Source organism: Nocardiopsis oceani (assembly GCF_054777395.1).
In genome coordinates this window covers 39,888-61,587 of sequence record NZ_BAAHAR010000047.1, presented here as the reverse complement: position 1 = coordinate 61,587, position 21,700 = coordinate 39,888, and the positions used below count along the sequence as shown (strand labels likewise).

Below are 21,700 nucleotides of genomic sequence, written 5' to 3'. Positions count from 1 at the left end.
CTCTGTCCGAGAGAGCTGGGTGCACGGACCCTTCCCCGTTCCGCTCCCAGAAAGGTCCACGACGATGCCGACCCCCTACGGACACGAGCGGCTCTCCCGTTCAGAGCCGGAGCGTCCCTCCTTCAGCAAGCGAACGGGGGCTGCCCTGGCCCCCGAGGACCTCCTACCCCACCTGCGCGGTCTGGCCCGGTCCCTGCGAGAGAACAACGTCCACCGGGAGTGCGGAGGGGGCGCGGCACCGGGTCGCCGCTCCCACCGGAACCCGCTCTGACGTGGGCACACGACAAAGATCGGCTCCCACCCCGTCCACCGGGTGGGAGCCGATCCGACGGTGACCGCCCGGCCACCGGGTGGGCACCGGTCCCCGCCCTCCGTCCTCGGGCGGGAACCGGCGGTCTGTGGGCCGCTACCTCCAGGCAACGGCCGCTGGATCACGGTCTTGGCGGATCAGGCTCGGGGTCAGTCGAACAGCGTTCCCCCGAACTCCTCGGCCTCGGCCACAGCATGCGCCCGCTGGTCCCCCACTCGGTGCGGAGTACGGCGCAGGCGGTGGGACGCCCGGCCGGAACGAGGGGCCGGGACCTCGGCGGCGAGGCGGCCGCGGGTGACCGTGTCCACCCGCACCGAACCGAAGCCCTGCGCCGTGTACTTGCCGATCCCCGCCAGCTCCAAGAGCTCCAACAAGGTGGTGAAGCAGTCGGTATTGCGGTGCCCTGCGCCGAACACCTCCAGGCGCAGACCGCCGCGCCAGCCCAGCACGGTCCGGCTCTCGGCATGGTGGTGTTCGGCCAGGCGCACGTCCTGCCCGGGCAGGGCCGAACGGCGGACCTGCCCCAGTCCGGACAGGGCCTCCTCCAGCCAGGGCGCCGCGAGAGCGGGAGGCGCGAACCGGGCCACCGCGCCCACAGCGCCGCTTCCCCCGACGATCCCGCCGCCGGAGCGGTGCACGGCGCCGAAGAGGCGACGGGGATTGGGCCAGATGTGCGGGATGCGCTCGCCGGTGGTGTCCCGGGTGGTCGTCACGACGGGCGTCTGGGTGCGCACCTCCGCGGCGCGCACCGACGACGGCCCGCGCGACGAGGTCAGCATCTCGGTGTAGGTGCGGTCGAAGGTACGTGTGACCGAGAGCGGCTCGAGGACGTGGTCACCGATGCGCTGCACGGAACCGACCAGTTCCCCGGGGTCCAGGGGCACCGGGGAACTGTCGTCCAGCCAGGTGAGCGTCCAGTGGTGGAGCCGGTCGCCCAACGGCCGCGGCCACCCGTTCATCGCCCAGCGTTTGGCCGCGGTGTGCTCCGAGGCCGGATGCGGCCACCAGCGGTTGAGTAGTCCGTGACAGTCCTCCGGCCGGATCGGCCGCGCCGTGTCCGCCCGGTCCCGCAGGATCACGGTCCACCGTTGGGGCACGGACACCACCACCCTTCACGTGATCGCGGCGACGGCGGCCCCGCCTCGGGCCCCGGAGCCCCGCCGTACTCAGTTCACCGATAACTTCTCTCGGACAGTCCCGAGCGCCTGTGCGCCACCCGGGCGCTCAGGCGCTCTCCGCCATCTCCAGAAGCCGCAGGACGGTCCGCCAGTTTCGCGCGGTGATCTCCCCCGGGCAGTGGCGGGCGACCACGGCGGGCAGCCGCGCCTCGCGCGAATTCGCCTCGTGGTGCGTGAACACCTCGGTCGGGGTGACGGCGATCCGCTCACGCGGGTAGGCGGACTCGTCGGTCGCGGCCAGAGCGGCCGTGTCCACCGGTTCGGAACAGAACAGCACCAAGAACACCGCGGGGTCGGGGACCGGGAGGGGGTTGGCGGCCACCACGTCTCGGAACCGGTCCAGTGTGCGTACCAATACGGGCACGTCCAGGCCGAGTTCGCGGTGCAACGCCTCGCGGACGGCTGCGGCCACCTTTTCCGGGTCGGTCTCGTCCGCGGTGAGAACGGCGTTGCCGCTCTGGATGTAGGTGGCGACGCCGGTGTAGCCGAGCCCGCTCAACAGGGACCGGAAGTCGGCCATGGCCACACGGCGGTGCTTGCCGACGTTGATACCGCGCAGCAGCACGATGTGTCTGGTCATGCGTCTCACGATGCCCGAGCCATACGACAGTCACACATGCCCCGCCCGTGCCCTACCGGCGCTTGTCCGCCCTTGCCCGCAGGGAACACAATGGCCTGGCCACACTCAAAGACCCGAGAGCCGAAGCGGAGGGCGCATGCCCCGCCTGAGCCACACCCTGGACCTGGACCCGGTGGACCGAGGAGACGTCACCCGCACAGTGTCCGCGGTACAGGAGGTCCTGCGCAGTGCGCGCTTCGACGACTCGGGCGAGCTCCTCCTGCCCGAGGAGCGGGACCGGGAGCGCCTGGAACGGCGCGCCGAGGGGCTCGGGTTGGTCCCCAGCGCCGCCGAACGCGCGGAACGGGACCGCGAACGCGAGCGCGACGAAAGGCTGGCCGACCTGTCCTCTCCTGAGGACCGGGCGGACGAGGCCGCGGTGCGCGAGGCATCCCTCTCGCTGAGGCTGCTTTCGGGGGAACACCTGGCCCCCGGCAGCCGGTATCTCCTGACCGAGGTCGACGCCGAGGGCGCTCCGGTCTTCGGGGAGGGCAGTGAGGGCTGGGTGGGCACCGACCTGACGGTGACCGCCTGGGACGAGTCGGGGGTGTGTTCGGTGGACTTCGCCATGCGGGACGGCGCCGAGGACGGCCAGGCCCCGGTCACCACGGGCAGCGTGTCCCATGACCGCGCCGAACAGACCGTCACCGCCTACGCGGACCTGGGCTTCCCGGTGGAGAGTGCGTTGGTCAAGCGCGGTTCGAGCCTGCTCAGGGCTCAGGTGACCGCCCGGGTGGATCTGCGCGCCTGGTTCGCGGCGGCCGCCGGCGGGTCTCCCGAACCCCCGGCGACGCTGGAGGTGGAGCACAGGCTGGCGCGGGCCGAGGGCCGCGTGGCGCCCGCACCCGGCCAGGACGGCCTTTGGTCGGTCGTCGGCGACCTCGAGCTCCGGGGCCGGGGAGCGGCCCGTCCCTTGGTGGCGGTCGCCGCTTGGGCACTGCTCCGGTCGGTCCGCCGGGCCGACGAGAAGTCCGTCGAGCAGCGGGCCACCGAGATCGCCCAGGAGTGGAACGACCACGTCCGGGTCCTGCCTGAGCTGCCGGGTTTCCTGGAGGAGCTCGCCGAGGCTTTGGCCAAGGCCGAACCCCGCAGCCGCCGCTGACCCCTTCCGCTCCCATCGACTCCTTCGCGCAGTCGTTCCTTGCCACACCCATCGGCAATATGCTTGTATTGTTTCATGACTTCCATGTATGGCTTGGAGGAACGACCCGCCGAGGACCTCACTGCACGGGCCCGGATCGTGGACGCGGCCCTGGGACAGTTCGCCGAGCGAGGGGCCTCCGGCGCGACCATGCGCTCGATCGCACAGGCGGCCGGCGTGTCCGTCGGCCTGGTCCAGCACCACTTCGGTACGAAGCACCGACTACGTGAGGCCTGCAACGAACGGGTGCTGGCGCTGGTGCGCGCCAAGATCGACCTGGCCCGGCAAGAGGGCGGCGCACCCGACCTGGACCTGTTCCGGTCGCTGTACGACCGGGCCGCTCCGGTCCTTCCCTACGCCGCGCGTGCCGCCCTGGACTCCGACGAGCAGGGAGCGGCGATGTTCGACGCCATCACCGCGGGCACCGCCGACTTCTTCACCGAGTACGACCCCGAGGGGTACCCGCAGGGGTCGGACCGGGCGCGGGACGCGGCGGCGACCATGGTCGCCATGAGCCTGGGCACCACCCTCCTGCACCACCAGCTCACGCGCGTGATGGACCTCGGCACCGACGGACCGACCCCCTCACCGCGGATCGGGGCGGCCGCGCTCGACGTCTACCGAACGATAGGCGGCATGGTCTCCGCACCCCTCGGCACGACAGTGCGCGACGGCACCGGATCCGTCCCGGAGCGGCACGAAACCGAAGAGGAGTCACCATGACCACGCTCTACACCGATGCGGCCGCGCCTAGCACCACAACCGCGATCGAAGTCCAAGGGCTGACCAAGTCCTTCGGCAGCACCCGTGCCCTCGACGGGGTCGACCTGTCCGTTCCCAGGGGAGAGATCCACGGCTTCCTGGGGCCGAACGGAGCGGGGAAGTCGACGACCATCCGGGTACTGCTCGGTCTTCAGCGCGCGGACGCCGGCCTGGTGCGACTCTTCGACGACGACCCGTGGAAACACGCCGTGGACCTGCACCGGAGGCTGGCCTACGTGCCCGGCGACGTGGAGCTGTGGCCCGCGCTCACCGGCGGCGAGTCCATCGACCTGTTCGCCCGGCTGAGGGGCCGCTTCGACCGCCGCCGCCGGGACGCGCTGTGCGAGCGCTTCGACCTGGACCCGACCAAGAAGGGCCGCACCTACTCCAAGGGCAACCGGCAGAAGGTCGCGCTCATCGCCGCGCTCGCCTCCGACGTGGAGCTGCTCCTGCTGGACGAGCCGACGGCCGGGCTGGACCCGCTCATGGAATCCGTGTTCCAGGAGTGCATCCGCGAGGCCACGGAGGCCGGGTGCACCGTACTGCTCTCCAGCCACATCCTGGCCCAGGTGGAGGCGCTGGCCGACCACGTCTCGATCATCCGCAACGGCCGCGTGGTGGAGAGCGGGACCCTCAACGAGATGCGGCACCTGAGCCGCACCAGCGTGAAGGCCCGAACCGACAAGTCCCCAGACGGATTGGCCGAGCTCCCCGGCGTGCACAACCTCCGCGTAGCGGGCCCGGAGGCGAGCTGCGACGTCGACGGCGAACACCTGGACGCGGTCATCGGCCACCTCCACCAACTGGGCATCCGGTCACTCGTCTCGCAGCCGCCGACGCTCGAACAGCTCTTCATACGGCACTACGGGGAGGACCCGTCATGACCCCGACCGCCACACGCGCACGGCCGACCGCGACGGCGAACCTGACCGGGACCGCCGTGCTGCTGCGGTTCGCGCTGCGCCGGGACCGCGTGCGCCTTCCCGCCTGGATCCTCGCCATCTCCCTCTCCCTAGTCGGGCTCGCGGCCGGTCTGCCCGGTGCGTACGGGGACGAGGGGGAGCGCCGGCTCCGAGCCGAGCTGATCACCGACCCGGCGGGGGTCGCGTTCTCCGGTCCGAGGATCGGGGTGGACGACTACACCATCGGCGCGATGCTCACCAACGAGATGATGGGCTGGACCGCGGTACTCGTCGCCCTGATGAGCATCCTCACCGTGCTGCGCCACACCCGCGCCGAGGAGGAGGCGGGCCGGGCCGAACTGCTCCGGGCCGGGGTCGTCGGCAGGCACGCACCGCTCGCCGCCGCCCTCGCGGTAGCGGCGATCGCGAACGCGGCGGTGGCGGCCACCGTGGCGGTCGGTTTGGGCGGCGCCGGGATCGACAGCGTCGACTGGGCCGGATCGTGGCTGTTCGGAGCGGCACTGGCGGGCGTGGGACTCGTGTTCGCCGGGGTTGCCGCCGTCACCGCCCAGGTCAGCGAGCACACGGGAAGGTCCGGCGGCCTGGCCGGGCTGGTCGTGGCCGCGGTGTTCCTCGTCCGGGCGATCGGGGACGTCGCCGATTCCCCGCTTTCCTGGCTGTCGCCGATCGCCTGGGCCCAGCGGACCAGTCCCTACGTCGACGACCTGTGGTGGCCGCTGCTGCTGCCGGTCGCCTGCACCGCCGCACTCACCGCGCTCGCCGTCGCGCTGACGTCGAGGCGCGATGTCGGGTCCGGGCTCTGGCCCGCCCGGCGGGGACCCGCCGCCGCGGCAGACTCCTTGGTGAACCCGTACGGCCTGGTCTGGCGGCTGCTGCGCACCGGTGCGGCTGGCTGGGCGGCCGGGATCCTCGCCTTCGCCCTCCTCTACGGCGTCCTGCTCGGCGGGATCGAGGACTTCGCCGCCGAACTGGCAGCGGTCCGCGCCATCCTCGCCGGCTCCGACGGCGGCGTGGTCGACGCCCTGATCGCCCACTTGGTCTCGCTCTTGGCCATCTTCTCGGCGCTCTACGCGGGCTCCTTCGCCCTCCTGCGGGCGCGCACGGACGAGGCCCGCGGGCTGACCGAGCCCGTTTTGGCGGCGGGGATGGGCCGCGTCCGGTGGCTCTGGAGCCACATCGCGGTCTCCGCCGCCCTCGGCACGGGCATCCTTCTCGTGAGCGCGCTCGGGTTGGGCGCGGCCGGTGCGGTGTCGACCGGGGACGCGGGCCTGGTCCCGAGCACCCTGGCTTCCGCCCTGGTCTACACCGCGCCGCTCCTCCTCACGGTCGCCCTGGCGGCAGCCTGCTACGGGTGGGTGCCGAGTGCTGCGCGAACGGCGGTCTGGGTCCTGGTCGGCTACGCCCTCCTCGTGGGCAAGCTCGGCGAACTGTTCGGCGTCGCGCATTGGGCACCCGGACTGTCACCGTTCAACGCGGTGCCCCGGATGCCCGCCGAAGACTTCGCACCGTCCCCGGTCCTGCTGCTGCTCGCGCTCTCGGCGGTGCTGGTGGCCGCCGGTTTCACGGGGTTCCGCCGACGCGACGTCGCCGCCTGAGCCGCACGGAGCCCGCTCTCCGGCCCCGGAGCCGCAGGGCCGGGGCACTGAACCTCCCCGGCCCGGGGCGCGGTTCAGTCGCGGTCGGCGCCCCACCCCGTGAGCGAGCGCACCCGGAGTTCGGTGAAGCGTGCGCTGTTGCGTTCCGGGGAGAGCAGGCTGCCCACGATCGCGCAGGCGAAGCCGACCGGCACCGCGACCAGGGCGGGGTTCTCCATCGGGAAGTACTGGATGTCGATCCACGTGGGCAGAACCGACAGGTTCTCTCCGGTGACCGGATCGACCTTGCCCGACATCACCGGGGAGAACAGCATCAGCAGCATGGTCGCGGACAGCCCGCCGTAGATCCCCCACTCCACGCCCTTGGTGTTGAAGCGGCGCCAGAACATGGTGAGGACGATGACCGGGAGGTTGGCGGCGGCCGCGATGGCGAAGGCCAGCCCCACGAGGAAGGCAACGTTCTGTTCCTGGGCCTGCACGGCCAGGATGATGGAGACCGCGCCGATCAGGCATGCGGAGAAGCGGGCCACGCTCACCTCCTGGGACTCGCGCGGGCGGCCCCACATGAGGATGTGGCCGAACAGGTCGTGCGCGATCGACGACGACGAGGCCAGGGTGAGGCTGGCGATCACCGCGAGGATGGTGGCCAGCGCCACGGCGGAGATCAGCGCGAGCAGCACGGCGGCACCCACCGGACCGGCGAACATGCGGCCGAGTTCCTCGGCGAGCATCGGCACCGCGGTGTTGCCCGACGGGTCCAGGGACATGATGCGCTCCGAGCCCACCAGCGCGGCGGCGCCGAAACCCAGGGCGAGCGTCATGAGGTAGAAGGCGCCGACCATGACGATGGTCCGGTTGACGGAGGTGCGGGCCGCACGGCCGTCGGTCACCGTGTAGAAGCGGATGAGGATGTGCGGCAGCGCGACCGTCCCCAGGACCAGGGCCAGCCCCAGGCTGATCAGGTCCATCTTGTTGAAGAAGGTCTGTGCCGCGTCTTCGGGCACCTCCACGCCGAAGCGCAGTCCGGGTTCGAGGAAGGCCTGGCCGTGTCCGCTGGCTTCGGCCGCACCGCCCAGCAGGGCCCGCGGGTCGAAGGAGAACAGGGCCATGACCATCACGGTGAGCAGACCGGTGGCGCCCAGCAGAGCCACAGCCTTGATGATCTGCAACCAGGTCGCGGCCTTCATCCCGCCGTACATGACGTAGACGATCATCAGGACGCCCACGAGGACGATCGCTCCGGTCCGGGCCTGGCCCGCGCTCAGCCCCAGGAAGGTGCCGCCGTCGTGCAGGCCGAGCAGGACCGCGACCAGGGCGCCCGCACCCACCATCTGCGCCACCAGGTAGAAGACGCAGACCGTGACGGTGGAGACGGTGCAGGCCAGGCGGACCCGCATGCGTCGCATCCGGAACGCGGGCAGGTCGGCCATGGTGAAGCGGCCGGTGTTGCGCATCAGCTGAGCCATCGGCAGGACGAGGAGCCAGGCCACGAGGAAGCCGATGGAGTACAGGAAGCCGTCGTAGCCCTGGAGGGCGATGATGCCGGCGATCCCGAGGAAGGACGCTGCGGACAGGTAGTCGCCGGTGAGGGCGAGGCCGTTCTGGGTGCTCGAGAACTCGCGGCCGCCCGCGTAGAAGTCGACGGCGCCCTTGGTGGTGCGCCGCGCCCGGACGGTGATGCCCAGGGTGACCAGGACGAACAGGGCGCACAGCCCGAGGGTCCAGGCGTGCGCGACACCGAACTGCCCGCCGAGCGCGCTGCCCACGTCGAGCCCGGTTCCCAGGTGTTGGGGGGCCATCAGCCGATCACCCGCCCGTCGATCGTGCTCTCGTCTTCGGCCCGGTCACGGATCTCCGCGGCCAGCGGATCGATGGAGTGCGTGGAGAATCTGCCGAACGCCCAGGCGAGCACGAAGGTGAGCAGGAACTGTCCGATACCCATCACCAAGGCGACGTTGACGGACTCCGCGATCCGCACGCTCATGAAATCGCGCGCGTAGGCGGTGAGGAGCAGATAGGACACGTAACTGAGCAGGAAGGCACCGATCAGCACCCCCGCCTGAAGCGCGAACCTCTTTCGGAGTTTCACGAAACGCGGGTCGACCGACATGCGCTCGCAGGCGTGTGCCATATCGGCCTCCGCGCGTATCCGCGCTGACCTCCCCCCGGCGGTTCGGGAGTTTTCCCCCGAACGCTGGCCACGCCTTCTGGACGTGCCTTCCATGTACTCGACCACGGACTTCCCCCTGAACACGGATCCGCCCCGCACACGCGGGGGTCGGCATTCGCTGCACCGGATCCGCTCCCCCACGGTCTCCGGCTGTCCTTCGGCGCGCGCCACCAAAGGCGCGTCGGCCGGTTTTCCCCGAGTGGTTCCTTTCGTCTGGAAAGACCCTCGACCCCGGGATGGCCAACACACTAACGACGGGCCGGGCACCGTGTTCACCAAATACACAAATCGGCTGGCACCAATAGGGTGACCGGAAACTGGAAAGAGGACGAAGGCCATTCTCGTATGACAGACCGACCCATATCCCCACACTCACCGCAACCGGGGCCACAGCGGCCGCCCTCCGATCACGCCGCCCGGTCGCCCAGGTCACACGCCGCACACGACGGCGCGGCGACCCCTCGGACTTCGCTAGGCTTCGTGACAACCCCGCACCCATGACGGAAACCCGGCTCATCACCCGTTTCCGCTTTCGTACACGTGTATGATTAGGGGTCCGCACTGTTCACGCGATACCGAAGGGAAATCCCCGCCGTGGTCACCGAGGTCTTCACGCGCAAGTACTGCGATCCCCACGCCGTCCGCGAGGAGAAGGTCGAGGCGACTGAGGTCATCCAGTTCGCCTGGGAGGGCTCCGTCCGCGAGGTCGACGCCTGCGAGGAGTGCCTCAAGGAGCACGAGACCCGCTTCGAGCCCCTGGTCGACTACTCCCGTCCGGTGAAGAAGCGCCGCGCCGTCAAGAAGGCCGCGCCCACCACCGCCGACAAGTCCGACACGCCCGAGAGCCCCAGCGGCTCCGAGGACTCCGGCACCGACGACAAGTAGACAACCCGCCCTCGTAGCCCCTCGGGGCCAGCGAGCAACGGCCTCATCGCGTCACCGCGAAACGGGGGTCGGCGACACCCCCAGCGGCCGCCGACCCCCGCGTTCGTGTCCGCACTCAGGGACGGCCTATCGGGCGCGCCACCTGCCCGCCGCGCCGGTCCCGTGTACCGAGTCCGGCCTGGACCGCCTCTGCGACCGGCAGCCGGGCATGCACGTACACACCCTCCTGGGTCTGGACGGAGGCCCCGAACCGGCGCATGATCCGCAGCATCCCGGCGTTGGCGAGCGTGGTCTCGGCCCGCACCTCGGCCAGGCCCCAGTCGGCGGCGATAACCGTGAGCGCGCGGGTCAGGGCGGTGCCCACCCCGTGCCCCTGCCAGGCGTCCTCCACCAGGAAGGCGATCTCGCCCACCCCCGGGTCCAGCGTGTACATCAGGTGTCCCAGCGCCACCGGTTCTTCCCGGCCGTGCGGGCGCACCGCGATGGTCAGGCCGCGTTCGGCGTCGCAGAACACCCTCAGCATGTGCGGGCCGAGTTCACGGATCCCCGCGAAGTAGCGGTTGCGCAGCGTGTCCGGCGAGCATCGGCGGTGCAGGTCGCTCAGGGCGGGAGCGTCGGTCTCGTGGACCTGGCGAAGGGAGAGCCCCAAGCCCTCGGTGGTACGGACGGTGCGGTCGGTGGGCGCCGGCCCGACCGAGGGCATCACCGAGCGCACCAAGGCCTCGGCCCGGCTGGACTCGGTCCACGTGAAGGGGTGCGACCCGCGACTGACCAAGACCCCGCGCAGTGGTCCGACCGGGACCAGCATGGAGGTACCCAGGGCCACGTCGTCGGCGGTGAGGTTGGTCCACCGGGCGTCGTCGGCCAGCAGGAGTTCGGCCAAGGCCTCGGGGAGGCGGTTCGGGTGGGCGCGCAGCCGCGCGGTGAGCAGCAGGGCCCGGGTGACGTCGTCGCCGACCTCGCGCCTCTGGGCGGCGACGGCCGTCACCTTGCCGGTCGGGCACTGTTCGGCCAGTGCCCGGACGGCGGCGCCGTGGTTGCCGGGGATGTCCACGACGAACTCGTCGACCACACCGGAGACGTCGGTGTGGATGGACAGCCCCACGATGTTCCCGCCGTGTTCGGCGAGTGTTCCGACGACCCCCGCGAGGCTGCCGGGGCGGTCCTCGACCGCCGTACGGATACGCCACAGGCTCACGAGCGAACCCCCTTGGGAAGCTGGTGCTCCCTCCGCCGCGCCACGACTCTGTGTAGCGGCGGAGGGCGCGCACCGACGTGGTTCCCACTGTGGCGGCAGGAGGTTTCGCGAGGGTTAGCTGCCCGTTGAGTTCGGTGTGCTGTCTGAGGACATCGCGTCACTCCCCCCGGCTCAGAGCGCGTCGGTGTGGCCCTGGTGCAAGACCTGGTCCGAGTGGATCTGCCCGGAGGCGAGCCGGTGGGCGGTGTCGCTGAGACCGGCGTGCTGAGCCCGCGCGAACCGGCGCAGAGCCTGGAAGGCCTGCTCCATGTCCACACCCCCCGCGTGGGCCAGGAGCCCCTTGGCCTGCTCGATGGTGACCCGGCTGTTGAGTGCGCCCTGGAGCTGTTCGGTGAGCACCTCCCGGTGGCGGATCGTGCGCTCCTGGAGGATGCCGATCGTGGCGATGTCGGCCAGCGCCCGCGCCACCCTCGCGTCCTCGGCCGACAAAGCACCGGAATGCTGGTTGAACAGGTTCAGCGAGCCGATGAGGTCGCTGCGCAACCGCAGCGGAACAGCGTGCACGGACGTGAACCCCTGTTCCCTGGCCTGGGGTGCGAAGACCGGCCAGCGGCCCGTGGCCGCGGCCAGGTCGGGGGCCGTGACCGGCTCCCCGGTCCGGAAGGCGTCCACACAGGGGCCCTCGTCGGTCTGGATCTGGAACAGCTCCAGCAGGCGGGTCTGCTCGTTGGAGGAGGCGACCGGTTGCAGGCTGCCCCGCTGGTCGGAGAGCATGAGCCCCGCCGCGGCGACGTTGAGCAGCTCTACGCAGTGCGCGGCGAGCTGGTGCAACACCTCGGGGACGTCGTAGTCGTCGACCAGGGTGTCGGCCAACTGCACGAAAGCGCCCAACAGATGCGACTCCCGCCGCTCACCGGAAGGTAGTGAGTCGTTCATGGGCTTTCCTCTTCCCTCGCTCCGGGTTCGACGATGCTCTGCTCAGCGCCCTTCTCGATGACTGGTGCCGTGGTTTTCGTCTTCGTTGCCACACCCGCTCCTCACAGTTCGATGTCGGCCGGGGCGAGTCGGCCGGAAACGAGATCGTCGGCTACCTCGTCCACCATGCGGCCCACGGAGAACGCGTGGCCGCGCAGTTTCGCCAAGGCCTGTTCTGCCGAAACGCCCAGGCCCGAGATCAGCATCCCGGTCGCCTGGTGCACTTGGGCGCGCTCCAGCGGCAGTGCCACGACCCACTCCCCCTGGAGCGAGTCCATGCGCAGGGCGAGCAGCGCGAGCGTGGCGATGTCGACGATGCGCAGCGCGGTGGTCACTTCCTCGGCCGACAGCCATCCCGGATCGCTCCGGTACAGGTCCAGAGCTCCGATGCCGATCGCTCCGCGCTGCAACGGAAAGGCGAAGACCGCCCCGACCGGATGGGCTCCGATCTCGGTGGAGAACACCGGCCAACGCGCCCCTGAGTCGGCGGCAACGTCGGGGACCAGGATCGGTCTGCGGGTCGCGTACGCCTCGAACGACGGCCCCTCGCCCAGACTGCTCTGCAACCGCTGCAAGCCGTGGCTCATGTCGTCACTGCCGTACAGCAACTCCCTGGTTCGGTCGCCACCCACCAGCGAAATCGAGGCGCCGTCGACGGGCAGCAGCTCCGTGCACACCTGCCCCACCAGGGACAGCACGTCCGCTCCGTCGGCCCCGTCGCTCAGTGCGGCGGCGACGGCGGACCAGACCTGTTGGAGGGGCTCCTCAGGTTTCCCAGGTGCGCTCACAGGGCAGGCACCGTGATTCCCTTCTGGTCAGTGGAGACGGCCGGGGCCGACAGCGTCGGCGCTCAGCGAACGCCCGGTGATGGGAGGGGCGGAATACCGAGAGCCTTTCCCCGAGTCTGTCACACACGGCGCTGTGGCACTCCCATTGCACGACCGTGGCCGCACATGTTATGACTTGAGAACTCAACTCTCGTAGACCACGGCCCCATGGGGCACGAGGAAACGAAGAGGCGGGTGTACTGCCCCAGAAGACCGGCAGTCGAACCACACGTGTCCGACAGCTGGAGTGGGCGACACCCATGACGAGCTATGTTCACCACACCCCGCCGACGGGCTTCGACGACCTGTTGACGCGTGCGGGCGCCGGTGACGAACAGGCGTTCGCGGCCCTCTACGACCGCGGCGCCGCCACCGTCCACGGCCTGGCACTCCGTGCTCTGCACGATGCCGTGCTCGCCGAGAACGCCACCAAGGCGGTCTGGGTTCGAGTGTGGCGCACGGCCGACGAGTACACACCCGACCAGGGCACGGCGATGGCCTGGGTGATGGCGCTGGCCCACCGCACGGTCGTCGAGCTGATCCGCTCCGACCGGCATGACAGCGGTTCCGCGCGCGTCGCGTCCGCACACACCGGATCGCTCCGTGTCCCAACCGCTCGCGGCGCACCGGACCGGGGAGACCACCTCTCGAGCTCCGCACGGCGCCGGGCCGTCCTCCTTGCCTACTTTCAGGGATACACCTCGGAACAGATCGGTGCCCTCCTAGGGGTGCCGCGCGAGGCCGTCCCGACCATGCTCCACTCCGGGCTGATGCACCTGCGGGCACACCTACGGCGTGCGGACGACACCGGCGCGCGCTCGGCCAGCCTCAACACCGCCGCAGACGCGGACGGGTGGTGAGCGTGACCGGTGACTGACGAGTCCTGCCCCAGCATCCCGCCGCGTTGCTGGGGCAGGACCTGAACCGGATTCTGCGCGACCTGCCGACCTGACCGAACCGGACCCGACAACCGGGTCCCGTCCAGTGGGGCGCGCGGTGTTTCGCGGGGGCGAACACCGCGCGCCCCACAGTTCCCTCTTGCCCGGGGAATCAGGCGTCCGCCACCCCTCTACCCCGTGCTTGGCGGGCCCGGACCGTCGGGCAGGTCCTCGGAGGCCACGACGGTGTCCAGCATGAAGTCGAGGAAGGCCGAAGCATCCCGGCCGGACGGCAGCACCTCGGGCGTCGCGTGGACGAGCTGTGTGTGCCCGAGCCAGGTGGTGAAGGCGAGCAGGGCGTGGTGCCGGGCCGGGACCGGTGACAGGCCGAGGTCCTCGTAGAGAGCCGCGACGTAGGCGATCCGGCGCTCGGTGATCCGGGAGATGGTGGGGGCGACCAGCGGGTGTGCGGCGGTCGCGAGCAGGGCGACCTCGATCCGGTTCTCCGGGGCCCTGGCCGCCCCGGTGGTCACGTCGAGGAACAGCCGCCGGAGTTTGGCGCGGGCGTCCGGCTCGGCCTCCACACGTGCGACCACGGCCTCGGTGTGTTCCCGCTCCCACAGGTCCAGCGCCGCCCCGATCAAGGCGTCGCGGTTGGCGAAGTGCCAGTAGAAACTCCCCTTGGTCGCGCCGAGCCGGGCCGCGATCGGCTCGACCGCCACGGCGCTCAGACCGCCCTCACTGATCGCTGCCAGGGCCGCGCGGGCCCAGTCCCGGGAGGTGAGTCGTCTGCGGGTCTTCTCGTCGGCCATGTCCGTACGGTACCGTATGGAAACGAACCATACGGTTGCGTATGGTGAGGCAGACGGAGGTCGCCATGGGACTCGTCCGCAACACACACCAACGCGTCATCGCCGCGCCCGCCGAAATCGTGGGCGAGCTCGTCGACGCACTCGGAGGCCCGAGGGACCGGCTGTGGCCCAGCCCGGCATGGGAACCGATGCGGCTCGACCGGGCCCTGTCGGTCGGCGCCGACGGCGGGCACGGGCCGATCCTCTACCGGGTGAGCGAGCACGAACCCGGGCGCCGGGTGCGGTTCACCTTCCACCCGGAGGCGGGGTTCCGCGGTTACCACGAACTCGTGGTCGAACGCCTCCCCGACGGGAACACCCTCCTGCGCCACCACGCCGAGGCCGTAGCGCTCGGCACGACGCGCCTGCTGTGGCCCCTGGTGATCCGTCCGATCCACGACGCCATGGTCGAGGACCTGCTCGACAACGCCGAGCACGCCGCGGCCGGACGGCGCCCCCGTCCCCGCCCCTGGTCGCGCTGGGTCCGCCTCCTGCGCCGAGCGGATCCGCCGCCCGTCTGGGCGCGCCCGGCCCCGGACACGGCCCGGCTCGCCCGCACGGCCTTCGACGATCCTGCCCACACCGACGCCTTCTCCGTGGAGCACTGGCCCGGGATGAGCACCGGCCCCCAGGAGTGGGCGGACGCGATCTTCCGCGACCCGCCCCGGTGGGTCCTCGGCCTGCTCCTGCTGCGCGAGGCGCTGGTGGGACTGGTGGGCATCGAACGCGGCGGGCGCGCCGCTTTCGACACGGTCCGTTCCCGCCCAGGGGAGGTCCTTCTAGGCACCGACTCCGGCCACCTGGACTTTCGCGCCTCGGTCCTCGTCGACACGAACAGCCGGGAAGGCGGGGGCGAAGAAGGGGACGGGGACAACCGAGACGCGGTCACGCTCACCACGGTGGTACGCCTGCACAACGGGCGCGGCCGGCTGTACTGGGCCGTGGTCCGCCCCCTGCACCCCCTCGTGGTGCGCGCCATGCTCCGCCGGGCCGCCCGCAGGCTCTCCGAGCGGGCCTGGGGGGCACGGGCCGGTTCGCAGGTCTAGACCGTGTACTGGCCCGGGAGGCGGGAGGCGGCCCTCAGTCCAGTTCGAGCGTGGTCAGGCAGGTGGGGTCGTCCGCTCCGGTGGAGACCTGGGTACTGCCGGAGCGGCCTTCGTACTCGACGGTGACGGTCGCGTCGATGTCGCTGGGCAGCCAGTACCCGGCGAACCCGTTGTCGAAGGTCGGCCCGGTCTCCTCCACCAGTACCGAGTCGTCGGAGTCGTCGGTGATGGTCACTGCGATCTCCTCGTCGCGCAGCTCGCCCAGGCACGAGGTGAGGTTGTGGTTGAAGCACTCGTGGGTGTGGTCCACATAGGGCGCCATGGAGAGGTAGAACTGGTCCTCGGGCAGGTCGAGTTCGACCTCCTGGCCGTCATCCGTGTCGGAGAGCACGAGGGTGTCGGCCTGCACCGAGGCCACGAGGTCGGTGGGCCGCTCCGCCACGGGCATGAGGTCGAGGTGGTCGACGATCTCCACGGCGTCGAGGCCGTCGAGGCCGTGTTCGGCCAACAGCTCCTCACCCGAAGCCGGGGCGGCGTCGCCGTCGGGGACGCTCTCCTCCAGTTCGGGGGTGCCGCACGCCGTGAGGGCCAGCGCCGCCGCGGCTGCGCTCCCGGCCATTGCCGTGTACCTCATACCTGGTTTCCCATCCGATCCCGCGTTGTCGTCGACCGGTGCCAGGCTATGCCCGGACGCGGTGGCCGCAGCAGGGGCTCCTCGATTCCGCCCCTCGGGCCGAAGGCCACCACGGGAGGCAACCTCCGGCCCATCGGCCGGGACCCGTCGGCCCGATTCCCGGGGCCTACCGGCAGGACTCCCGGGACCTACGGCTGGCCGGAGACCAGCGCCCCGTCCTTCCACACCGCCGCCACCTGCGGGACACCGGGGCGGTAGGCCAGGTAGACGTGGTTCGGGGCGTTCAGCAGGGTGAGGTCGGCGCGGGCGCCCGGGGCCAGGTGGCCCACGTCGGTGCGGCGCAGCGCGGTGGCGCCGCCCTTGGTGGCCGCCCAGACGGCCTCGTCCGGGGTCATCCCCATGTCGCGCACCCCCACCGCGATGCAGAACGCCAGGCTCGACGTGAAGCAGGAGCCGGGGTTGCAGTCGCTGGCCAGGGCGACCAAGGCTCCGGCATCGATGAGCGCGCGGGCGTCCGGGTAGGGCTGGCGGGTGGAGAAGTCCACCCCGGGCAGCAGGGTGGCGACCGTCGGCTCCGGGCGTTTGGCGGCTTGTGCGAGGGCGTCGACGTCCTCAGAGGTCAGGTAGGTGCAGTGGTCGACCGAGGCCGCCCCCAGCTCCACCGCCAGCCGGACCCCGGGCCCCTCGCCCAGCTGGTTTCCGTGCACACGGGCCAGCAGGCCCCGTTCCATCCCCGCGGTGAGCACCCGCCTGGAAGCCTCCTCGTCGAAGGCACCGCGCTCGCAGAACACGTCCACCCAGCGGGCGTGCGGCGCGCAGGCGTCGAGCATGGGCCCGGTGACCAGGTCCACGTAGGCCGCGGGGTCGTCGGCGTACTCGGGGGCAACGATGTGTGCGCCGAGGTAGGTGACCTCGTCGGTGACGCGGCCCGCCACCTCCAGGGAGCGCTGTTCGTGGGCGACGGTGAGTCCGTACCCCGACTTCACCTCCAGGGTGGTGGTTCCCTGCCCGTGCGCCTCGCGGACGAACCGGCGGGCGCCGTCGAGGAGTTCGGCGTCGGTGGCCTCGCGGGTGGCGGCGACCGTGGTGCGGATACCGCCCGCGGAATAGGGCTGGCCGCTCATCCGGGCGGCGAACTCCCGACTGCGGTCACCGGCGAAGACGATGTGGGAGTGGCTGTCGACGAAGCCGGGCAGGACGCACCTCCCCGCGGCGTCCACCCGGGCGTCGGCGGCGGGCGCCCGGTCGCGGGGGCCCGCCCAGGCCACCCGTCCGCCCTCCAGCACGAGGGCGGCGTCGGCGATCTCCCCGAGCGGCCCCTCCCCCAGGGCCGGGTCGTTGGTGACCAGGGTTCCGATGTCGTCCACGAGGATCGTCCCGGGCACCCCGGCAGCGGTATCGGTGTGGTTCCAGGGCTCGGTCACAGCAGCTCCTTGATCGCGGCGTCGAGTTCACGGGCGGTGTCGGGCAGGCGGGTGTGGACGCCGTCGCGGACGGTCCACTTGCCGTCCGCCATCACGTGGCGCACGTCGGTGGCGGCCGCGGCGAAGACCACGGCGTCGGTGGCGCGTCCAGGGTCGGCCCCGGCCAGGCGCACGCTGTCCAAGGCCACGTTGACCAGGTCCGCACGGGCCTCCGGGAGCAGGGCGCCGGCATCGTGCCACCCCAGGCCGGTGTGCCCCGCGGTGCTGGCGGCACGCAGCAGTGCGGCGCTGCCCAGGGTGCCCCTGCGGTGGGTTCGCAGGCGTTCGTGAAGTTCGACGGCCCTGGCTTCCTCGAACAGGTCGAGCTGGGCGTGCTGGTCGGTGCCCAGGCTCAGCGGAACGCGCTGGGGCGCGGACACGAGGTCGCCGGTACGCGGCAGGCCGTCGGCGAGATCGCGTTCGGTGGTCGGGCACAGGCACACCGCCGAGCCGTGGTCGCGGATGGTGACCACGTCGGCGTCGGTGAGGTGGGTGGCGTGCACCAGGGTGGTGCGTTCGGTGAGCGCACCCGCCTCGGCCAGGACCCGCACGGGGGTGAGCCCGTGGGCGGCCAGACAGGCGGCGTTCTCGGCGGGCTGCTCAGAGACGTGGACGTGTAGGGGTCGCTCCCCCGCATCGGCGAACCGAGCCACCTCGGTCAGGTCGGCGACGGGGACCGCGCGGACCGAGTGCGCGGCGGCCCCGACCCGGGCGTGCTCCCCCTCGGGCGCGAAAGCGGAGACCCGGTCTTCCCAGGCCCCGACGGTGTCGTCACCGAAGCGCAGTTGGGGACCGGACAGGGGCAGGTGTTTCCCGTCCCCACCGAGCCCGCCGGCCAGGTAGCACACGTCCAGCAGGGTGATCCGGACCCCGGCATCGGCGGCGGCCGCGACCAGGGCCTGGCCCATAGCGTTGGGGTCGCTGTAGCGGTGGCCGCCGGGCCCGTGGTGCAGGTAGTGGAACTCGCCCACGCAGGTCACCCCGGCCAGGGCCATCTCCGCGAAGGCGGCCCGGGCGAGGCGGTGGTAGGAGTCCGGGTCGAGGCGTTCGGCGGCCCGGTACATCGCCTCGCGCCAGGTCCAGAAGGAACCGCCGCCGTTGTGGGTGCGGCCGCGCAGCGCCCGGTGGAACGCGTGCGAGTGCGCGTTGGCCAGGCCGGGGAGGGTGAGTCCGGTGAGGCGTTCGGCGTCGGCCGGGGGCGCACCTCCGGCCGTGACCGAGGCCAGGCGACCGGAGGCGTCAACGGACAGGAGCACCCCGGGTTCGGGGGCGTCGCCGCCCAGCCACGCCCACTCGCACCAGTAGCGACGTTCCCCGTTCGACGGTCGTGCGTTCACGAATCCCCTCCCGGGACGGCTAGCAGGTCCTGGAGAGCGTCGGCCAAGGCGGTGACCCCGGCGTGCCGGTCCTCCGGCCGCGCCCACTCCTCCGGTGAGTGCGACACCCCGGTCGGGTTGCGCACGTACAGCATCGCCGTGGGCACGTGTGCGGAGAGCACGCCCGCGTCGTGTCCGGCACCGGTGGGCAGGACCGGGACCGGCCCGGCCGACTCGGCGGCGCGGGCGCCCACGATCGTGCCCAAGCGGTCGCGCAGGTCGTGGGAGAACTCCACCAAGGGCGTGGTGGACTCCGCCGCCATGGTGTGGGAGACGCCGTGGTCGCGGGAGGCACGCTCGGCGGCCTCGCGCACGCCCTCCACCACCGCGGACAGCGTCGCGTCGTCGGCGGCGCGGGCGTCCAGCCAGGCGCTGACGAGTGAGGGGATCGCGTTGGTGCCGTTGGGGGTGACGTGGCTCTTGGCGACGGTGGCCCGTGCGCCGTGTGTCTCGGCCAGGGCACGGGCCGCCAGGACTGTGTGCGCGAACGGCAGCATGGGGTCGTTGCGGTCCTCCAAACGGGTGGTACCCGCGTGGTCGGCGCGTCCGGTGAAGTCGATCCGCCAGCGCCCGTGCGGCCAGATCGCGCTGGCCACACCGACCGCGTGCGCGGTGTCCTCCAAGGCCCGGCCCTGCTCCACGTGCAGTTCGACGAACACGTCGAAGAGCCCGAGGAGTTCGGGGTCGGCGCCCATCCCCCCAGGGTCCAGGCCCGCTCCCGCCATGGCCCGCTCCCAGGTGGTACCGGAGGTGTCGGTGAGGTTCCGGGCGCGCTCGGGGCTGATCTCCCCGGTGGCCAGGCGGCTGCCCAGGCAGGGCACACCGAACCGGCCGCCCTCCTCCTCCACGAACACGCCCAGGGCCAGCGGCCGCGCGGGCCTGAACCCGCGGGACCGGAGTTCGTCCACGGCGGCCAGGGCGCTGGCCACCCCGAGCGGACCGTCGAAGGCCCCGCCGTCGGGTACCGAATCCAGGTGGGATCCGGTGGCCACGGCACCGGGGCCGGGAGCGCCCCACCAGGCCCACAGGTTGCCGTTGCGGTCGGTCCGCGTGTCCAGGCCGCGGGCGGCGGCCGCCTCGGTGAACCAGGCGCGGGCGTCGGTGTCGGCGCCCGCCCAGGTGTACCGGTGGTAGCCGCCGCTGTCCTCGGAGCGCCCGACGGGGGCCAGGTCGGCCCAGAGCCGGTCGAAGGTCACTCGCCCTCCCTCATCGGGACGCGGATGCCGTGGGTGCCGGCGACGCGCTCGGCGTCCTCGTACCCGGCATCGACGTGGCGGATGACGCCCATGGCGGGGTCGTTGGTCAAGACCCGGTCCAGCTTGGCGGCGGCCAGCTCGGTGCCGTCGGCGACGCTGACCTGTCCGGCGTGGAGGGAGCGGCCCATGCCCACGCCGCCGCCGTGGTGGACGGACACCCAGGAGGCGCCGGAGGCGGTGTTGACCAGGGCGTTGAGGAGCGGCCAGTCGGCGATGGCGTCCGAGCCGTCCTTCATCCCCTCGGTCTCGCGGTAGGGCGAGGCCACCGAACCGGTGTCCAGGTGGTCGCGGCCGATCGCCAGGGGCGCGGAGATCTCCCCGGAGGCCACCAGCTCGTTGAATTTCTGCCCGGCGGCAGCGCGTTCGCCCTGGCCCAGCCAGCAGATGCGGGCGGGCAGGCCTTGGAAGGCGACCCGGTCCTGGGCCATGCGGATCCACCGGGCCAGGTGGGCGTTGTCCGGGAACAGGTCGAGGACGGCCTGGTCGGTGCGGGCGATGTCGGCGGGGTCGCCGGACAGGGCGGCCCAGCGGAACGGGCCCTTGCCCTCGCAGAAGAGGGGGCGGATGTAGGCGGGCACGAAACCGGGGAAGTCGAAGGCGCGCGTGAACCCGCCCTCACGGGCCTCGTCGCGGATGGAGTTGCCGTAGTCGAACACTTCGGCCCCGGCGTCCATGAAGCCGACCATCGCCTCGACGTGCGCGGCCATGGACTCGCGGGCACGGGCGGTGAACTCCTCCGGCTTGGCCGCGGCCAGGTCCTTCCAGTCGCCGAACGCCACGCCCGCCGGCAGGTAGGAGAGCGGGTCGTGGGCCGAGGTCTGGTCGGTGACGATGTCGATCGGCGCGCCGCGGGAGAGGAGTTCGGGGAAGACTTCGGCGGCGTTGCCCAGGAGGCCGATGGACAGCGGGCGGCGCTCGTCGCGGGCGCGCACGGCCAGGTCGAGCGCCTCGTCCAGGCTTTCGGCGCGCACGTCCAGGTAGCGGTGCTCGATCCGGCGGTCGATCCGGCTGCCGTCGCACTCGACCACGATCGCCACACCGTCGTTCATGGTGACGGCCAGCGGTTGGGCTCCGCCCATGCCGCCGAGCCCGGCGGTGAGGGTGACGGTCCCGGCCAGGGTTCCGTTACCGTGCTCGCTCGAACCCAATGTGGCGGCGACCGCCGCGAAGGTCTCGTAGGTGCCCTGGAGGATGCCCTGGGTGCCGATGTAGATCCACGAACCGGCGGTCATCTGCCCGTACATGGTCAGGCCCTCTGCCTCCAGGCGGCGGAACTCGGGCCAGTTGGCCCAGTCCCCCACCAGGTTGCTGTTGGCCAGCAGGACCCGGGGCGCCCACTCGTGGGTGCGCATGATCCCCACGGGCCGTCCGGACTGGACCAGGAGCGTCTCGTCGCCCTCGAGGTCGCGCAGGGACGCGGTGATCCGGTCGAAGCTGCGCCAGTCCCGCGCCGCCTTACCGGTACCGCCGTAGACCACCAGGTCCTCGGGGTGCTCGGCGACCTCGGGGTCGAGGTTGTTGTGGAACATGCGCAGGGCCGCCTCCTGCTGCCAGCCCTTGGCCGACAGGGTGAGGCCGCGGTCCGCGCGGACGGTGCGTGGGGTGCTCATACG

General features: G+C 71.6%; 21 protein-coding genes. 8 read left to right on the top strand and 13 right to left on the bottom strand.

What is annotated here, in order from left to right:
* The first annotated feature begins 64 nt into the window (after positions 1 to 64).
* On the top strand, positions 65 to 271 hold the full coding sequence (locus ACYVDG_RS25770; protein WP_460758849.1) for a hypothetical protein: 207 nt from the start codon (positions 65 to 67) through the stop codon (positions 269 to 271).
* 188 nt (positions 272 to 459) lie between these two features.
* On the opposite strand, the gene cas6 is transcribed toward ACYVDG_RS25770, so the two are convergent.
* Together cas6 and ACYVDG_RS25760 are read right to left on the bottom strand one after the other, a co-directional pair.
* Complete coding sequence (gene cas6, locus ACYVDG_RS25765) at positions 460 to 1,407, bottom strand: CRISPR system precrRNA processing endoribonuclease RAMP protein Cas6 (RefSeq protein WP_460758846.1); 948 nt, start codon at positions 1,405 to 1,407, stop codon at positions 460 to 462.
* A 127-nt stretch (positions 1,408 to 1,534) separates the two neighbouring features.
* Positions 1,535 to 2,068 carry a DUF1697 domain-containing protein gene (locus tag ACYVDG_RS25760; RefSeq protein WP_460758843.1) on the bottom strand — a complete coding sequence of 178 codons (534 nt, stop codon included), beginning with the start codon at positions 2,066 to 2,068 and terminating at the stop codon, positions 1,535 to 1,537.
* Positions 2,069 to 2,204: 136 nt separating this feature from the next.
* Here ACYVDG_RS25760 and ACYVDG_RS25755 point away from each other — a divergent pair, with 136 nt between their 5' ends.
* From ACYVDG_RS25755 to ACYVDG_RS25740, 4 genes are all read left to right on the top strand, one after another.
* On the top strand, positions 2,205 to 3,209 hold the full coding sequence (locus tag ACYVDG_RS25755; protein ID WP_460758841.1) for a hypothetical protein: 1,005 nt from the start codon (positions 2,205 to 2,207) through the stop codon (positions 3,207 to 3,209).
* A gap of 75 nt (positions 3,210 to 3,284) precedes the next feature.
* Positions 3,285 to 3,971, top strand: a complete 687-nt coding sequence (locus ACYVDG_RS25750) for a TetR/AcrR family transcriptional regulator (RefSeq protein ID WP_460758839.1) — start codon at positions 3,285 to 3,287, stop codon at positions 3,969 to 3,971.
* Complete coding sequence (locus ACYVDG_RS25745) at positions 3,968 to 4,894, top strand: ABC transporter ATP-binding protein (RefSeq protein WP_460758836.1); 927 nt, start codon at positions 3,968 to 3,970, stop codon at positions 4,892 to 4,894. Before ACYVDG_RS25750 ends, ACYVDG_RS25745 begins: the two co-directional genes overlap by 4 nt.
* Positions 4,891 to 6,528, top strand: a complete 1,638-nt coding sequence (locus tag ACYVDG_RS25740) for an ABC transporter permease (RefSeq protein ID WP_460758834.1) — start codon at positions 4,891 to 4,893, stop codon at positions 6,526 to 6,528. Before ACYVDG_RS25745 ends, ACYVDG_RS25740 begins: the two co-directional genes overlap by 4 nt.
* Before the next feature lie 74 nt (positions 6,529 to 6,602).
* Here the strand turns inward: ACYVDG_RS25740 and ACYVDG_RS25735 are convergent, their stop codons facing one another.
* Positions 6,603 to 8,327 (bottom strand): solute symporter family protein, encoded by a 1,725-nt coding sequence (locus ACYVDG_RS25735; protein WP_460758831.1) that lies wholly within the window; start codon positions 8,325 to 8,327, stop codon positions 6,603 to 6,605.
* The gene (locus tag ACYVDG_RS25730) at positions 8,327 to 8,659 is read right to left on the bottom strand and encodes a DUF485 domain-containing protein (RefSeq protein ID WP_460758828.1); all 333 of its coding nucleotides are present in this window, start codon (positions 8,657 to 8,659) and stop codon (positions 8,327 to 8,329) included. Before ACYVDG_RS25730 ends, ACYVDG_RS25735 begins: the two co-directional genes overlap by 1 nt.
* Positions 8,660 to 9,292: 633 nt before the next feature.
* Between ACYVDG_RS25730 and ACYVDG_RS25725 the strand changes: the two genes are divergently transcribed.
* Positions 9,293 to 9,583 (top strand): hypothetical protein, encoded by a 291-nt coding sequence (locus tag ACYVDG_RS25725; RefSeq protein WP_460758825.1) that lies wholly within the window; start codon positions 9,293 to 9,295, stop codon positions 9,581 to 9,583.
* A 115-nt stretch (positions 9,584 to 9,698) separates the two neighbouring features.
* Here the strand turns inward: ACYVDG_RS25725 and ACYVDG_RS25720 are convergent, their stop codons facing one another.
* From ACYVDG_RS25720 to ACYVDG_RS25710, 3 genes are all read right to left on the bottom strand, one after another.
* Positions 9,699 to 10,781 carry a GNAT family N-acetyltransferase gene (locus ACYVDG_RS25720; RefSeq protein WP_460758823.1) on the bottom strand — a complete coding sequence of 361 codons (1,083 nt, stop codon included), beginning with the start codon at positions 10,779 to 10,781 and terminating at the stop codon, positions 9,699 to 9,701.
* A 171-nt stretch (positions 10,782 to 10,952) separates the two neighbouring features.
* Positions 10,953 to 11,717: a GAF and ANTAR domain-containing protein gene (locus ACYVDG_RS25715; RefSeq protein WP_460758820.1), complete on the bottom strand. Its 765-nt coding sequence runs from the start codon at positions 11,715 to 11,717 to the stop codon at positions 10,953 to 10,955.
* Positions 11,718 to 11,818: 101 nt separating this feature from the next.
* Positions 11,819 to 12,544, bottom strand: coding sequence for a GAF and ANTAR domain-containing protein (locus tag ACYVDG_RS25710; RefSeq protein WP_460758816.1), 726 nt, complete (start codon positions 12,542 to 12,544; stop codon positions 11,819 to 11,821).
* Positions 12,545 to 12,843: 299 nt separating this feature from the next.
* Here ACYVDG_RS25710 and ACYVDG_RS25705 point away from each other — a divergent pair, with 299 nt between their 5' ends.
* Positions 12,844 to 13,443 carry a sigma factor gene (locus ACYVDG_RS25705; protein ID WP_460758813.1) on the top strand — a complete coding sequence of 200 codons (600 nt, stop codon included), beginning with the start codon at positions 12,844 to 12,846 and terminating at the stop codon, positions 13,441 to 13,443.
* A gap of 209 nt (positions 13,444 to 13,652) precedes the next feature.
* Here ACYVDG_RS25705 and ACYVDG_RS25700 read toward each other — a convergent pair whose 3' ends face one another.
* On the bottom strand, positions 13,653 to 14,273 hold the full coding sequence (locus ACYVDG_RS25700) for a TetR/AcrR family transcriptional regulator (RefSeq protein WP_460758811.1): 621 nt from the start codon (positions 14,271 to 14,273) through the stop codon (positions 13,653 to 13,655).
* A gap of 41 nt (positions 14,274 to 14,314) precedes the next feature.
* Between ACYVDG_RS25700 and ACYVDG_RS25695 the strand changes: the two genes are divergently transcribed.
* Complete coding sequence (locus ACYVDG_RS25695; protein WP_460758808.1) at positions 14,315 to 15,358, top strand: DUF2867 domain-containing protein; 1,044 nt, start codon at positions 14,315 to 14,317, stop codon at positions 15,356 to 15,358.
* Between the two features lie 34 nt (positions 15,359 to 15,392).
* On the opposite strand, the gene ACYVDG_RS25690 is transcribed toward ACYVDG_RS25695, so the two are convergent.
* The 5 genes from ACYVDG_RS25690 to hutU form a co-directional block, all read right to left on the bottom strand.
* Positions 15,393 to 15,992, bottom strand: a complete 600-nt coding sequence (locus ACYVDG_RS25690) for a CueP family metal-binding protein (protein WP_460758806.1) — start codon at positions 15,990 to 15,992, stop codon at positions 15,393 to 15,395.
* A gap of 188 nt (positions 15,993 to 16,180) precedes the next feature.
* A complete protein-coding gene (hutI, locus tag ACYVDG_RS25685; protein ID WP_460758803.1) occupies positions 16,181 to 17,416 on the bottom strand; it encodes an imidazolonepropionase in 1,236 nt (411 codons plus the stop codon).
* Entirely contained in the window at positions 17,413 to 18,792 is a 1,380-nt protein-coding gene (locus ACYVDG_RS25680; protein WP_460758800.1) for a formimidoylglutamate deiminase, read from the bottom strand. The genes hutI and ACYVDG_RS25680 overlap by 4 nt, the downstream gene beginning before the upstream one ends.
* Positions 18,789 to 20,027 carry an allantoate amidohydrolase gene (locus tag ACYVDG_RS25675; RefSeq protein ID WP_460758798.1) on the bottom strand — a complete coding sequence of 413 codons (1,239 nt, stop codon included), beginning with the start codon at positions 20,025 to 20,027 and terminating at the stop codon, positions 18,789 to 18,791. The genes ACYVDG_RS25680 and ACYVDG_RS25675 overlap by 4 nt, the downstream gene beginning before the upstream one ends.
* The gene (hutU, locus tag ACYVDG_RS25670; RefSeq protein WP_460758795.1) at positions 20,024 to 21,697 is read right to left on the bottom strand and encodes a urocanate hydratase; all 1,674 of its coding nucleotides are present in this window, start codon (positions 21,695 to 21,697) and stop codon (positions 20,024 to 20,026) included. Before hutU ends, ACYVDG_RS25675 begins: the two co-directional genes overlap by 4 nt.
* Positions 21,698 to 21,700 lie beyond the last annotated feature (3 nt).